Genomic DNA, 12,808 nt, shown 5'->3' with positions numbered 1-12,808 from the left:
CCCTACTTTTGAAAGAGGATCGGGCTTTCACTGAATCGTATTAAGTTATGTTTTGTAAAATTTGTTGATTTAATTAAGTGTATATACGGTAATTAGCGCTTCAAAGGATTTTTGGAAATTTGTTGTATAAAATGATAGCAGGGATTTATAAGTAAATTTATCTTTTTTAAACTAGCTTCAGTCACAACTACACCTTTCATATTGGTAAGTTATTCTTAAAGCTTTTATATTTCTAAAAATGAACAGTCAACAGTCAATATTGGTTTTGACTATTGACTCTGACTGTTGCTTTCTTTCTGCTTCAAAATTCAACTTATGCAAAATCTAAAAACAGAAGGAATGTAATCCTCTAAAGTTTTGATAGTCAGAAGCCTGACAAAAAACTTCTCTTTAAATTCATTTATGGGAAGTTTTTGTTTTGAATTCCCCCGCAGGAAGTTAAATCTATCGATTGTTCGATCTAACAATGGGATTTTCTACAGATTCTCGATAACCTTGGACTTGTTCTGTATAAGCAATTGGTAGAACAGCTTCAACGTTTTCATGGGGACGAGGAATAATCACCCAAGATTCAAGTGTACCGCCGTAAACATTTTCTGCGGCTTCAACACCGGCAGCCATAGCGGCTTTTACTTCAGAAACATCACCACGAATATTAACTGTAAAACGAGCGCTACCTACTCTGATATAACCAACAAGGGTAACTCGACCAGCTTTTACCATAGCATCTGCTGCTGCTAGCACCGCAGGAAAACCTTTAGTTTCAAGTGCTCCAACTGCCTGTAATGACATTATTAATCTCCTGTATGAACAAACTGGGGGCTACAAGTTAATTGTACGAAGCTTCGCTACAGATTTTGATAGCAAAATTGCTTAGAAGATGCGGAAAGGTTCTGATTCTTCGGTGAAATGGATTGGTAATATGGTTTCGACATTTTCTGGGGGATTGGGAACGATGTAGTAGGTAATTACTGTACCAGCTTTTACTTCCTCACCCGCTACGATTCCGGCTTCAACAGCTCTATTTACTTCAGAAACCTGTCCCCGGACGGCGACTAACAAGCGAGCGCTTTCCGCTTGACCATAATACACAATTGTAACTGCGGCAGCTTTGACCATTGCATCTGCTGCTGCTAAGACACTCGGAAAACCTAAAGTTTCAATTACGCCAACCGCCATTGGCATGGCATTAGCTCCTGGATTAAGGGATAAGCGATTTTAATTGTACGTGGCTTTAGTCCCAATTTTGACATTTTGGGAAACTTTCTTTGATGCCATATTTTTTGGGGGAGTAGAGACGCGATTAATCATGTCTGTTGGGAGTTAGAATATTTTGATAGTCCCTGCCTTATGTTATATATATATATTACAAATAATACTTCAGCATCTTAGGTTGTGTAACTTTATTGTTTAACAAAATTAGTTATGGGTGGAAGCAAACTAGTACCGCAAGGCAGAATTAAAAATTAAAAATTAAAAATGAATACAGCATAAGCATTTCATTGATTTGGAATGGGTGGTTTATTTCCACCGTGTTGTACTAGTACGATAAACTGAAATTTATGTTTCCGAATTTTCTTCCTACGGCAGTTGGGCAACTTACAGAACCTACTTCGATCGCACTAGCTCGGAGTATTCAAACAACTGCGATCGCTACTCCTTTAACTAATCAAGCAGTTACCACAACATTTGTCAAGCAAGGGTGTGGTGGAACTCCAATTTTATTAATTCACGGCTTTGACAGTTCTGTATTAGAATTTCGGCGGCTTTTGCCACTACTTTCTGAAGATAATGAAACTTGGGCAGTGGATTTGTTGGGTTTTGGATTTACAGATAGACTTTCAGGAATTGCCTATAGCCCAATTGCAATTAAAACCCATCTTTATTATTTCTGGAAAAGCCTAATTAACCAACCTGTAATTTTAGTAGGCGCTTCGATGGGCGGTGCGACGGCGATTGATTTTACGTTGGCTTATCCAGAAGCAGTCAAAAAGCTGGTGTTAATTGATAGTGCGGGGTTAGCGGGTGGTTCGCCATTGAGCAAATTCATGTTTCCCCCGTTGGATTATTTAGCAACTCAGTTTTTGAGTAATATGAAGGTGCGCGATCGCGTTTCTCGCATTGGATATAAAAATCAAACTCTTGCCTCTCTCGATGCGCTATATTGTGGAGCATTACATTTACAAATGCCGAGTTGGCATCAAGCTCTGATTTCTTTCACTAAAAGTGGTGGTTACAGTGCTTTTAGATTCACAGTTATATCAAAAATTGTGCAACAAACACTAATTTTGTGGGGCGATTCTGATAAAATTTTGGGTATTAAGGATGCCATGAGATTTAAAAGGGCAATTCCACACAGTACTCTTAAGTGGATTCAAGATTGTGGTCATCTCCCACACTTGGAACAAGCACAAATAACTGCCCAGCATATTTTAGATTTTCGAGTTGAAAGATAGCCCAACTTTCAATAATTTTTCTCTAACGCCGATTTAGAAAGTTTTTCATCTGTTGCTAATGGCTTCTGTCATAGCTACTATTTTTATCTTTAATTGTGTTATACCAATTCAATTAATGATTGCAACACATCCTTGGGGAAAGACGCGATGAATCGCTTCTCTACAGACGATCTATTTGTCGCATTTTTTTTCAAATTGGTATTACTTTTACAGAATTTTAGGAAACTCTGTAGCTACGATCGCAAACCTGTTTTGTAAAAAGATAGCAGTTTATTACTTAGTAGGTAGACATGAGATTTTTATATGAGTAAATCAGATTAGTATGGGCATCACAATACATGCCTTACAAGCTCAAAAGATTTATACTTGCACTTGGTAATTTAGGTTTAATTCATCTCCTGTTGTTCCCCGGATACCCCAGTTGTGTTTTGGGGTTTCTGTAATCGTGATTTCTATATCTATAGGTGCAATTGCAACTTGTTCAGATAAGCGGGAAAACAACAACCTAATTAGTTTCTTTTTCGTTTCAATAGTGCGTCCCTCAAACATACTAATCTCAATGATGATGTATTTCTCTGAACGTCCTAAAGGGTAGATGAAATCATCGGTTTCTAGAGGAAAGAACCGATGGACACGCTTATCTTGAGGATATACTAGAGCTTCAACAACACAAGAATGAATTGCGTCAGAAATGGCACTGCGATAATGACGGATAAATGAAGCAGTGCCATAGATTTTGATTTGTACCATTAACCTTTAACTGCGTGATGAACTGACTCTAGTCAAGTAACCACATCTCATTAGAACTATCAGGATACTCATTCGGCTGATTTTGTGGTTGATTTTGAGCGAGTGTTTCTGATGACCGATGTGATTTTTTGTAGTTAAGTGGATTGTAGTGGTCTTTTACTGGTCTGATCGCGCTAGTTTCTTTGACAACAAGTTTAGATTTCTCTTGTACTTTTTGTTCTACTTTTGGCTCTGCTTTTTGTTTTAAAGAATTAATTTCTTCTATAAGCAGGGAATTTGCTTCTGCAAGTTGCAGTGCTGTTTTTTTTGTCTCATCAAGTTCTTTTGTTAGCTGTTCTAGTAATGATTTTTGTTCTGATACAAATGTTTTTTGTTTAGATAATTTTGATTGCAAATCAGCGACTTCTTGTTCAAGAGATGCTTCTTTTTTGTGGCTTGTTTCTAGATTACTTGTCAACTCTTTGACATTTGCTTCTAAATCAGCTTTAGTGGGACTTGTGCGCTTAGTAGAAGTTGGCTCAAGTGTTTGTGCTGACGATTCCTCATCAGATGCAGCCTGTTCTTCGGCTATTTTTTCGGCTGTAACCTCGATCGCAGATTCACCTTCTGGGGGTGTAAATTTTTGCGCCTCTTCTTGTAGTAAGTCAGAGAGACTTTGTTTCCTAGCCATTATTATTTTCTCCAATCACGCTGTAATTCATCAGCTGCACGGCGGTAGTCTAATTCCGCCTCCCGTGCATTTCCGCCTCGCCATTGAGTAATCGCTACACCTTCAAGTGCTGCTCGTTCATGAGCTTTATAGGCACGGATGAAGGTATTACAAGTAGGAATACCTAAGCGAGTCAGAGTGTTTTTTGCTTCTTGTGCTTCCCCCAGACTGCGCGTATCGACTTTGGTGAGCAATACCCGATGGGGGGTTCCCACAGGGATGACGGCTTCCTTGACTGTTTCCACGAGGATTGCTAAATCCATTGCAGATGGGGGTGTCGGCAAAACTAGATAATCTGCGATCGCAACTACCGCCACTAATGCTTCAGAGCGTAGCGCGGGAGGTGTATCCACCACTACTAAATCGTAACCTGTTATCTTTGCTAAATCACCTAAAAGTGCGGGATCTGTTTCTTGAGATAAATCAAATCCCATTCCCTGCTGACTGCGCCCAAACCACCAACTGGCAGAACCTTGAATATCTGCATCAATCAGCAGCACCTTTTTTTTCTTCGCAAAGTTTGCAGCCAGATTGACTGCGGTAGTCGTTTTACCGACTCCTCCTTTACCGTTGAGAATAGCGATGATTTTTGGCACTGCTTACTTCCGATGCTGCCTTTTGTTAGCGGTAGCGGGGCGTTTAGCCCGTGCTGAGTTAGGAGTGCTGAGTGCTGAGTTAGGAGTGGAGACGCGATTAATCGCGTCTGTACAAGAGCGATTAATCGCGTCTGTACAAGAGTTATTATTATCCTCTTTATCTTCTTTTTCAGTTCCCAGTTTCCAGTCTCTAGTCCCCAATGATGAATATACCGCTTTCTGTAACCTTAAGTAACATGAAAAGTCGTAACAATAAAATTCAGAAGCCATCAACTCCACAAAATTCTATGACAACAACTTACAATCTGCCCGATGGGCCTCAAATGCCACGCTGGTTACGGATGATCAAGTTTATTACTCAGCCAGTGAAATATGTGGATGATTTTGCCCAAATCTACGGTGACACTTTCACGATCAGGAGTAATCGCTCTGATAACCATCTAGTATATTTTAGTCAACCCCAAGCACTTGAGCAGATTTTTACTGCTGATTCTAGGCATTTTGAGGTTGGCAGGGGGAACATAGGACTAAAATTTTTACTTGGCGATCGCTCCTTTATGTTAGCGGATGGCGATCGCCACCAGAGGCAACGGCAATTATTAGCTCCTCCCTTTCATGGCGAAAGAATGCGGGCTTACGGCGAGGAAATTCGGGAAATAACCCGACAGGTGACTCATGAATGGCAAATTGGCAAGCCTTTTAAGATCCGTGAGTCGATGCAAGAAATTACCTTGCGTGTTATTTTACGGGTTGTATTTGGTTTGAATGATGGAGAACTGTTTGAGGAACTGAGGCGATCGCTAAGTGACTTACTAGACTTCATCACTTCGCCTGTAATGTCCAGCGCCTTCTTCTTCCAGTTCATGCAAAAAGATTTCGGTGCGTGGAGTCCCTGGGGCTGGGTTTTGCAACAACGGCAAAAAATCGATCGCCTGATTTATGCTTTGCTTCGAGAACGTCGGGAGCAAGCCGATCAAAATCGCCAAGATATCCTAAGTTTGATGATGGCGGCTCGTTATGACGATGGTCAAGGGATGTCAGATGAAGAATTACACGACGAGTTAATGACGCTGCTAGTTGCAGGACATGAAACTACCGCTTCGGCATTGACATGGGCTTTTTACTGGATTGATCGTTTACCAGAGGTGCGTGAGAAGTTGTTACAGGAACTCAACACCATTGGAGTTAACCACGATTTGAATAGTGTAGGTAAATTGCCCTATTTGTCAGCAGTTTGCCAAGAGACATTGAGACTTTACCCAATTGTCATGACTGCTTTCCCGCGGATAGTGAAGACCCCAATTACAATTATGGGCTACGAACTGCGAGAGGGAACGGTAATAATCCCCAGTATTTATTTAGCGCATCATCGGGAAGAAGTTTACCCACAATCCAAGCAGTTCAAACCAGAACGCTTTTTAGGAAGACAATATTCACCTTATGAATATTTACCTTTTGGTGGCGGTAATCGTCGCTGTATTGGGATGGCATTTGCTCTGTATGAAATGAAAATTGTCTTGGCAACTGTTTTATCAGAATTTCAAGTTTCGCTAGTGAATAAACGTCCCGTGCGTCCTGTGCGCCGTGGGTTAACTTTAGCTGCACCAGCCGGAATGCGGATGGTTGCAACACCTCAAGTTAAGCGTGCGAATACAATTGCTGCCTCTAGTTTAAGTTGATTTACTTAAGTGAAGCTATATTGAAAGCGATCGCTTTGATTCTCTAACAATATGGACACACGAAATAATAGCTGGGATGACTATTGTGTAAGTTACTTAGCAGCACGGGTAACTGATTTAGCTGATAAAACTCTGAAAAATTTATGGTCTGAGACTGGGCAGCGTTTTTTAAGTGCATCTGAAGAAGATATCAATTGGTTTATCCAAGCACTTAGAGATGAACAACGTAAATTATTTGTTGTCTTCATGGTCAACAAAGTTACTAAATCTGCTCCCAAGCGCCTTAAAGAAAGGCTGTTTTCCCCTCTCATCCGCGCTGCTGTCTATGAAATAAATCCCAGCTTTAATCGTTCATTCGTAGAACCATGTGTTATTGCTTTCGGTCATCGTCTTGTCAATGAAGCTTTGCTAGAATTTGTTGAGCATGGGTCAAATTTCGAGAAAGCAGGGGCGGTAAACGCACTGTATTGGGCACAGGTTCCCTTGCGCTTTGATAGAGAAGTTCCTAGCTTTAGTAAAGAGTACGCAACACCAGAATCACAGGCAGTTTATGATGCCTTAGCTGATATTCAGCTATGCAAGCGCTGCCTGTTTCTTAGAGAGTTCGTTAAAAATTCTAGCATCGAAGTACGCCGCAGTATTATTCCTAGTCTTGTACTAGATCCATTGCTTTATCCCGATGAACTTAGACATCTTATACCAGAAGCAATTGCGATCGCTAAAACTCATCCGGATAGTTATATTCGTCATCGGATAGAGGTGCAGTTAGGAACACAAAGTCTACTCCAGGCATTACCCCCGCGAAATCCCAACTATCAAACCTGAAAATTTACCTTGAATCACTTTCAAGGAGGTTGATTTTATTGTTTATTAGTGAGTTGTTCATAAGAATACAAAATGATCCCTAAAACACCTGTTAATAAAAGGTATATTGAATTACTCAAATCATTTCCTCCTCGTCCCGTAACTTCCGAGGAAGAATTGCTGGCTACGCAAGAAGTCATTGATTCCTTAATTGATAAAGTTGAATTAACACCAGATGAACAAGATTATCTTAATGTTTTAGGTACTCTGGTTTACGAGTACGAACAAAAACATCATTCTATACCTGATATTCATGGCGTAGAATTACTTCAAGCAATGATTGCCGAATTTGGTTTGCGACAGAAAGACTTAATTCCTATCTTTAAAACCGAGTCTATTGTATCTGAAGTCTTGAGTGGACAGCGCAAGCTAACAGTTAATCACATTAGCAAACTTGCAGAGTTTTTTCACATTTCGCCAGCTGCTTTTTTTGAATCATAAGAGGAAAAACTTTACAAATACTCATCGCATTCCGACTTTACAGCAAGGCAACTGATGTAGCAATATGCATTTAAGTTCCTTTCGTCCCACATCTCGAAGTGGGTAGGAGGCAATGCATGATTAGCAGTATTTCTTTAACGATGATCGCAGCAATTTAAATCAAGCCACTTACCGCATCTTTGAACCAGAATCCCACTCATCAACTCCAAACACTTCTGCGTTCCCAATATTCGGCGACTCTTTTTTCCCATTGCTGCCAGTAATCTTTAATTGCTGCTGGTTCAAACCAAAATACCTCAGCTGGCATCTCTGGAATTGCGACTACCAACAAAGCATGATTTAGCTGAATACCATAATCTCGATAATAGTTGTTAATTGCTCCAATGTATGCTGTAAGTTGCAGTGGATGTTCGTATAAATGCTCGATTGAACCTTTAGGTTTGTCTGCTGTTTTCCACTCGCAAATACAAGGGATGCCTCGATAACTGGCAATACAATCAACTTTGCCAGAATAGCTCAAATCGTAATGAAAAACGGAGCCTTCTACGAGTTTCACTGTGTCGATTTCTGCTAAAACTGGCTGAATACTTTCCCAATAAGGGCGACTGGCTTCTGGACAAACAGGATTTTGTCCCAGGAGGTAGCGCTCAATTTGTTTGTGTGTTTGGGTTCCCCGACGACTGGCGTTTGTAGATATGCGGGTGGCTTCTTCTGTTCCAACACGCGCTTTCCAATTTAATAATCTGTCTCTATCTGCTTGGGGTTTGGTGACATTAAGTATTGTGGTGACGCTAGGGAAGCGGTTTCCCTTTGCATCTACATAATATTGTTTACCATTTTCTCTTAGGGATTTACTGTTAATTTGAGGTAGCAGTTGGGTATTAAATTGCATTTGTAATTCGTAATTAATTGCGTTGTTACCTCCCTTAGTCCCCCCTTGTAAAGGGGGGAAACAAGAAAAATCTGGTTCCCTCCCCTTGTAAAAGGGAGGGTTAGGGTGGGGTAAATGTTGCAGGGAAGTGAATAAAACCCTATTCCATTGTAATAAATAGGGCTGAAGATAAGGGTTTGTAACATTGGTAAATGTCACTTTTACTTCAAATTATCCCCTTCTGTTTCCTGTAGTTCCAGCAATTCCCAAATTAGAAAGGCAAATTCTATGAAAATACCCGAACCTGGAATTAACCAGTCTGCAATTAAGGGAATTACAAATAGTAAAACTGTCACCAGCTTTTTAATATTGATAGATTTCGTTGCCTTTTGCATTTGTTTCACCTTGAATACTGAAGCAACGGTAAATTTGGGGTAGTCAGTGAAAGCAAATACAGTTGTTTGTTGGCTGTAATGGGTGAATACCCGGAGATTTGAGTTTGGGGATGCTAGATTAAGTTTGGGGATTCCCGAAACTTTGTCCAAATTTGAGCAAAAGTAACCGATGGCGCGTGTTAGCTATGGTGATGATGTTAAAGCGCGGGTAAGGCAGCTATTAGAAAGGTTGTTGGCTTATGCCAATGGTGAAGTAGAAAACAGTGAGCGTTTTAAAATAGACTTTAATTGGCAAACACCAAAGCAATTACTTGTGAGGACACAGCTAAGAGTTTTGGCGGAACTTGGTGGTTTAGAGAAAGAACAAGTTCGAGAAGCATTAAAAGCACTTGCTAAGTTTTTGGGTATTCTGGAAGATTTGCGCGAACACCAGCGAGGTTCAGAGAACTGGCATTTTAAGCTGACGCTTTGGTGTGACAAAGGCGATAAAGATGGGAACTTAAAGAAATTCGATGAAGAATGGCAACGTCTTAGGGAAGAAAAGCCAGGTGTGCAGCGTGCGGAAGCGAGAAAAGCTAAACCCAAGCCTACGTTTTATGAAAATATTCCCTTAAGTGGGGTGGTGGAGTTTGTTGGACGTGAAGTGGAATTGCAAAATCTCCACCAACTTTTGCAGGAAAACAAACAGGTGGCTATAGCTGCTGTTGCTGGCATGGGTGGAGTTGGTAAAACTGAACTTGCCCTACAATATGCCAGGAATCACCGCGAAACTTACAAGGGTGGAATTTGCTGGTTGTTGGCAAAATCTGGTGATGCAGGCATTCAAGTTGTGCGGTTTGCCAGAACTGTGCTTGATTTAAAGCTACCAGAAGGTTTGGATGTCCTGGCTCAAGTGCAATACTGCTGGCGGCATTGGTGTGAGGGTGATGTGCTGCTAGTGTTAGATGATGTTGGGGAATATCAGCAGGTTAAACCTTATTTACCCTCGTCATCTTCCCGGTTTAAAGTGTTGATTACCACGCGCCAATACTTAGGAGCATCTATTAAGCAATTATCCTTGGATGTATTGCAACCAGAAGCGGCGCTGGAGTTATTAAAGTCATTTTTTAAAGAAACACCACAGCGAATTGAGCAAGAATTAGCTGTGGCAAATCAGTTGTGTGAGTGGTTGGGATATTTGCCTTTGGGTTTGGAATTAGTGGGGCGATATCTCAAGCGGAAACCAGACCTTTCTTTAACAGAAATGTTGCGACGGTTGGAGAAAAAGCGACTTGAACAGCCTGCACTTATTAAACCAGAAGGCGACATGACAGCACAACGGGGTGTGTTAGCAGCCTTTGAGTTGAGTTGGCAAGAATTAAACGACGATGATAAGCAGTTGGGCTGTTTATTGAGTTTATTTGCCGCCGCGCCTATAGCTTGGGATTTGGTAGAACAGTGTTTACCAGAGTCAGACGAGGAAGAGTTAGAGGATATTCGGGATAAGAAGTTATTGAATTTGCATCTGCTCCAGCGCAAAGATGAGGGAATTTACCAATTACATCCACTGTTGCGGGAGTTTTTCCAATATAAGCTTACAGGTTTAGAACAGGCAGAGGAATTAAAGCGATCGCTTTGCCGGGTAATGGTAGCAGTTGCTAAAGATATTCCTGAAACACCCACCCTTGAGCAAATTAATGATGTCACCCCAGCAATACCTCATTTAGCTGAAGTAGCAAATCATCTTATTCAATACCTCAGCAATGATGATTTACACTGGTCTTTTGTCGGTAATGCTTCGTTTTACAATGGTCAGGGATTGTATGAAAAAGCAGTACCTTGGTTAGAGCAGTGTCTAGAAATCACTAAACAACGCTTGAGTGAAGAACATCCAGATGTCGCTGCTAGCCTCAACAACCTCGCGGAACTCTACCGTTCCCAAGGCAGATACAGTGAAGCTGAACCTCTGCACATCCAAGCTTTGGCACTATGGCGCAAGCTGCTGGGAGAAGAACACCCAAATGTCGCCACTAGCCTCAACAACCTAGCGTTACTCTACCAATTCCAAGGCAAATATAGTGAAGCTGAACCCTTGCACATCCAAGCTTTGACATTATGGCGCAAGCTGCTAGGAGAAGAACACCCAGATGTCGCCACTAGCCTCAACACCCTAGCGTTACTCTATGCATCCCAAGGCAAATACAGCAAAGCCGAACCTCTGTACATCCAAGCTTTGACACTCAGATGCAAGCTGCTGGGAGAGGAACACCCATCTGTCGCTACTACTCTCAATAACCTAGGTAACCTCTACTATTTCCAAGGTAGATACAGTGAAGCCGAACCCCTGTACATCAAAACTTTAGCACTCACGCGTCAACTGCTCGGTGAAGAACATTCAAATGTCGCTAGTAGCCTCAACAACCTAGCGTCACTCTACCAATCCCAAGGTAGATACAGTGAAGCCGAACCCCTTTTTATCCAAACTTTGGCACTATGGCGCAAACGGCTGGGAGAGGAACACCCAGATGTTGCCACTAGCCTCAACAACCTAGCGTTACTTTACCAATCCCAAGGTAAATATAGCGAAGCTGAACCCCTTTTTATCCAAGCTTTGGTACTCAAGCGCAAGTTGCTGGGAGAAGAACACCCAGATGTTGCCACTAGTCTCAACAACCTAGCGTATCTCTACAACTTCCAAGGCAAATACAGCAAAGCTGAACCCCTGTACATCCAAGCTTTAGATATTTTGGAGCGACAGTTAAAGGTGAATCATCCCAATACTCTTGCTTGTCGTAAAAATTTAGCAAATTTACGCGATCGCCTCAACTCACAATAGCAAAATTCATCTTCCCAACCTCATCAATCAAGCTTTTATCTCGAAGTTTCGCGTTCCAAACAAGAATCTTCCTGTTTTTAGTGAGAACGTTTCTGTTTCAAATGAAAATGTTTTTGTTCTAAACGAGAACGTTCTTGTTTCAAGTGAAAATGTTCTTGTTCCAAATGAGAACGTTTCTGTTTTAAGTGAGAACGTTCTTGTTCCAAACGAGAATATTCTTGTTTTGAGGTGAAATGAGGGTGTAGGCGTAGCCTGTCAAAGACATCGCTCTTATTTAGATTGTAAACCGAGAAGCGATCGCCTTTGATAGTTGAGAGATAATTGCGATCGCGATCGCTTTTTGAGCCACAATGGATAGAACGATAGGGAGTCCATAGAACAAACAATAGCTAAAAAGAAACCAAATCAGGAGAAGGCTTGATGCAATCAGCATTACGCATTGAAACTAAAGTGTTACCAGGCAACAAAATTGAAATCACCTTGCCTGACGATACACTCTCAACCTCTGTAGGACAAACTATTGAGGTAATTGTCCTGATACCACAAAAAACGACACTAGAAGGACAATCGATTATCCACCTGCTTGAAGAAATCCACAAACAGCGTCCTGTTGGCAGAAGTGTAGAAGAAATCAATCAAGACCTCCAAGCAGAACGAGATGCATGGGACAACTAATTCTGCCAAATGCTGCTCGTGTATACATCGATACGGTAACAGTTATTTACGCCGTCGAACAGACCCCAACTTATGGGGTGTTGCTGAATCCCTTATGGAATAGTCTTCAGGCAAGAACTCTTGAAGTCTTTAGCAGCGAACTAACTCTGATGGAAACCTTAGTTGTGCCACTGAGAAACTCGGATACATTTCTGGTTGATGCCTATGAGCGATTACTGCGATCGCCTCAAATGCAGTTGATTCCAATAAGTCAGATCATTTTGCGTGAAGCAGCAAGGCTACGTGCAAGCACGCCTTCTTTGAGAACACCTGATGCCATTCATATTGCGACTGCTACAACATCTGGCTGTACTCAGTTTCTCACCAACGATCGGCAACTGAGGACAGCCACAAACTTGCCGATTGTGATTCTAGATGAGGTACTAAGATCGTGAGCGATCGCTTTTACAGCAGATTTGAGGTTAATGAGGCACACTAAATATTAGTGCATCAAGAATTACAATGAAACCTTACTCACTTGACCTACGAAAGAAAATAGTAAATGCATACGAAGGAGG

16 protein-coding genes are annotated in these 12,808 nt (G+C 41.4%); 8 read left to right on the top strand and 8 right to left on the bottom strand.

The window, feature by feature from the left end; translation table 11 throughout:
- Positions 1 to 444: 444 nt before the first annotated feature.
- Both RMZ95_RS23360 and RMZ95_RS23355 read right to left on the bottom strand, forming a co-directional pair.
- Positions 445 to 792 carry a carbon dioxide-concentrating mechanism protein CcmK gene (locus tag RMZ95_RS23360; RefSeq protein ID WP_012409276.1) on the bottom strand — a complete coding sequence of 116 codons (348 nt, stop codon included), beginning with the start codon at positions 790 to 792 and terminating at the stop codon, positions 445 to 447.
- 81 nt (positions 793 to 873) lie between these two features.
- On the bottom strand, positions 874 to 1,185 hold the full coding sequence (locus RMZ95_RS23355) for a BMC domain-containing protein (RefSeq protein ID WP_322690840.1): 312 nt from the start codon (positions 1,183 to 1,185) through the stop codon (positions 874 to 876).
- A gap of 377 nt (positions 1,186 to 1,562) precedes the next feature.
- On the opposite strand from RMZ95_RS23355, the gene RMZ95_RS23350 reads away from it, so the two are divergent.
- Positions 1,563 to 2,456, top strand: a complete 894-nt coding sequence (locus RMZ95_RS23350) for an alpha/beta fold hydrolase (protein ID WP_409883552.1) — start codon at positions 1,563 to 1,565, stop codon at positions 2,454 to 2,456.
- 360 nt (positions 2,457 to 2,816) lie between these two features.
- On the opposite strand, the gene RMZ95_RS23345 is transcribed toward RMZ95_RS23350, so the two are convergent.
- From RMZ95_RS23345 to RMZ95_RS23335, 3 genes are read right to left on the bottom strand one after another with little or no spacing between them, the layout of a single operon-like run.
- Positions 2,817 to 3,206, bottom strand: a complete 390-nt coding sequence (locus RMZ95_RS23345) for a tautomerase family protein (protein ID WP_409883550.1) — start codon at positions 3,204 to 3,206, stop codon at positions 2,817 to 2,819.
- 28 nt (positions 3,207 to 3,234) lie between these two features.
- Positions 3,235 to 3,876, bottom strand: coding sequence for a hypothetical protein (locus RMZ95_RS23340; RefSeq protein ID WP_322671548.1), 642 nt, complete (start codon positions 3,874 to 3,876; stop codon positions 3,235 to 3,237).
- 2 nt (positions 3,877 to 3,878) lie between these two features.
- On the bottom strand, positions 3,879 to 4,511 hold the full coding sequence (locus RMZ95_RS23335) for a ParA family protein (RefSeq protein ID WP_322671549.1): 633 nt from the start codon (positions 4,509 to 4,511) through the stop codon (positions 3,879 to 3,881).
- Between RMZ95_RS23335 and RMZ95_RS23330 the strand changes: the two genes are divergently transcribed.
- The 4 genes from RMZ95_RS23330 (at position 4,498) to RMZ95_RS23315 (ending at position 7,495) form a co-directional block, all read left to right on the top strand.
- A complete protein-coding gene (locus RMZ95_RS23330; RefSeq protein ID WP_322706638.1) occupies positions 4,498 to 4,746 on the top strand; it encodes a hypothetical protein in 249 nt (82 codons plus the stop codon). The genes RMZ95_RS23335 and RMZ95_RS23330 overlap by 14 nt on opposite strands.
- Positions 4,747 to 4,798: 52 nt before the next feature.
- The gene (locus RMZ95_RS23325; RefSeq protein ID WP_409883547.1) at positions 4,799 to 6,190 is read left to right on the top strand and encodes a cytochrome P450; all 1,392 of its coding nucleotides are present in this window, start codon (positions 4,799 to 4,801) and stop codon (positions 6,188 to 6,190) included.
- Positions 6,191 to 6,241: 51 nt separating this feature from the next.
- Positions 6,242 to 7,015 (top strand): hypothetical protein, encoded by a 774-nt coding sequence (locus RMZ95_RS23320; RefSeq protein ID WP_409883545.1) that lies wholly within the window; start codon positions 6,242 to 6,244, stop codon positions 7,013 to 7,015.
- A 72-nt stretch (positions 7,016 to 7,087) separates the two neighbouring features.
- The gene (locus RMZ95_RS23315) at positions 7,088 to 7,495 is read left to right on the top strand and encodes a type II toxin-antitoxin system HigA family antitoxin (protein WP_409883543.1); all 408 of its coding nucleotides are present in this window, start codon (positions 7,088 to 7,090) and stop codon (positions 7,493 to 7,495) included.
- 199 nt (positions 7,496 to 7,694) lie between these two features.
- On the opposite strand, the gene RMZ95_RS23310 is transcribed toward RMZ95_RS23315, so the two are convergent.
- Both RMZ95_RS23310 and RMZ95_RS23305 read right to left on the bottom strand, forming a co-directional pair.
- Positions 7,695 to 8,387 carry a PD-(D/E)XK nuclease family protein gene (locus tag RMZ95_RS23310; protein WP_322701625.1) on the bottom strand — a complete coding sequence of 231 codons (693 nt, stop codon included), beginning with the start codon at positions 8,385 to 8,387 and terminating at the stop codon, positions 7,695 to 7,697.
- Positions 8,388 to 8,587: 200 nt separating this feature from the next.
- Positions 8,588 to 8,761, bottom strand: a complete 174-nt coding sequence (locus tag RMZ95_RS23305; protein ID WP_322701626.1) for a hypothetical protein — start codon at positions 8,759 to 8,761, stop codon at positions 8,588 to 8,590.
- A 169-nt stretch (positions 8,762 to 8,930) separates the two neighbouring features.
- On the opposite strand from RMZ95_RS23305, the gene fxsT reads away from it, so the two are divergent.
- Positions 8,931 to 11,576, top strand: a complete 2,646-nt coding sequence (gene fxsT / locus RMZ95_RS23300) for an FxSxx-COOH system tetratricopeptide repeat protein (protein WP_409883541.1) — start codon at positions 8,931 to 8,933, stop codon at positions 11,574 to 11,576.
- A 77-nt stretch (positions 11,577 to 11,653) separates the two neighbouring features.
- On the opposite strand, the gene RMZ95_RS23295 is transcribed toward fxsT, so the two are convergent.
- A complete protein-coding gene (locus RMZ95_RS23295; RefSeq protein WP_409883539.1) occupies positions 11,654 to 11,962 on the bottom strand; it encodes a hypothetical protein in 309 nt (102 codons plus the stop codon).
- Positions 11,963 to 11,996: 34 nt separating this feature from the next.
- On the opposite strand from RMZ95_RS23295, the gene RMZ95_RS23290 reads away from it, so the two are divergent.
- A complete protein-coding gene (locus tag RMZ95_RS23290; protein ID WP_322695856.1) occupies positions 11,997 to 12,251 on the top strand; it encodes a hypothetical protein in 255 nt (84 codons plus the stop codon).
- Positions 12,239 to 12,685 (top strand): type II toxin-antitoxin system VapC family toxin, encoded by a 447-nt coding sequence (locus RMZ95_RS23285; protein WP_409883535.1) that lies wholly within the window; start codon positions 12,239 to 12,241, stop codon positions 12,683 to 12,685. The genes RMZ95_RS23290 and RMZ95_RS23285 overlap by 13 nt, the downstream gene beginning before the upstream one ends.
- The last annotated feature ends 123 nt before the right edge of the window (positions 12,686 to 12,808 follow it).

It is taken from the genome of Nostoc sp. DedQUE07 (assembly GCF_034530975.2).
Lineage (GTDB): Bacteria > Cyanobacteriota > Cyanobacteriia > Cyanobacteriales > Nostocaceae > Nostoc.
The sequence above is the reverse complement of the archived record's forward strand: the minus strand, read 5'-3'. Positions and strand labels throughout refer to the sequence as shown.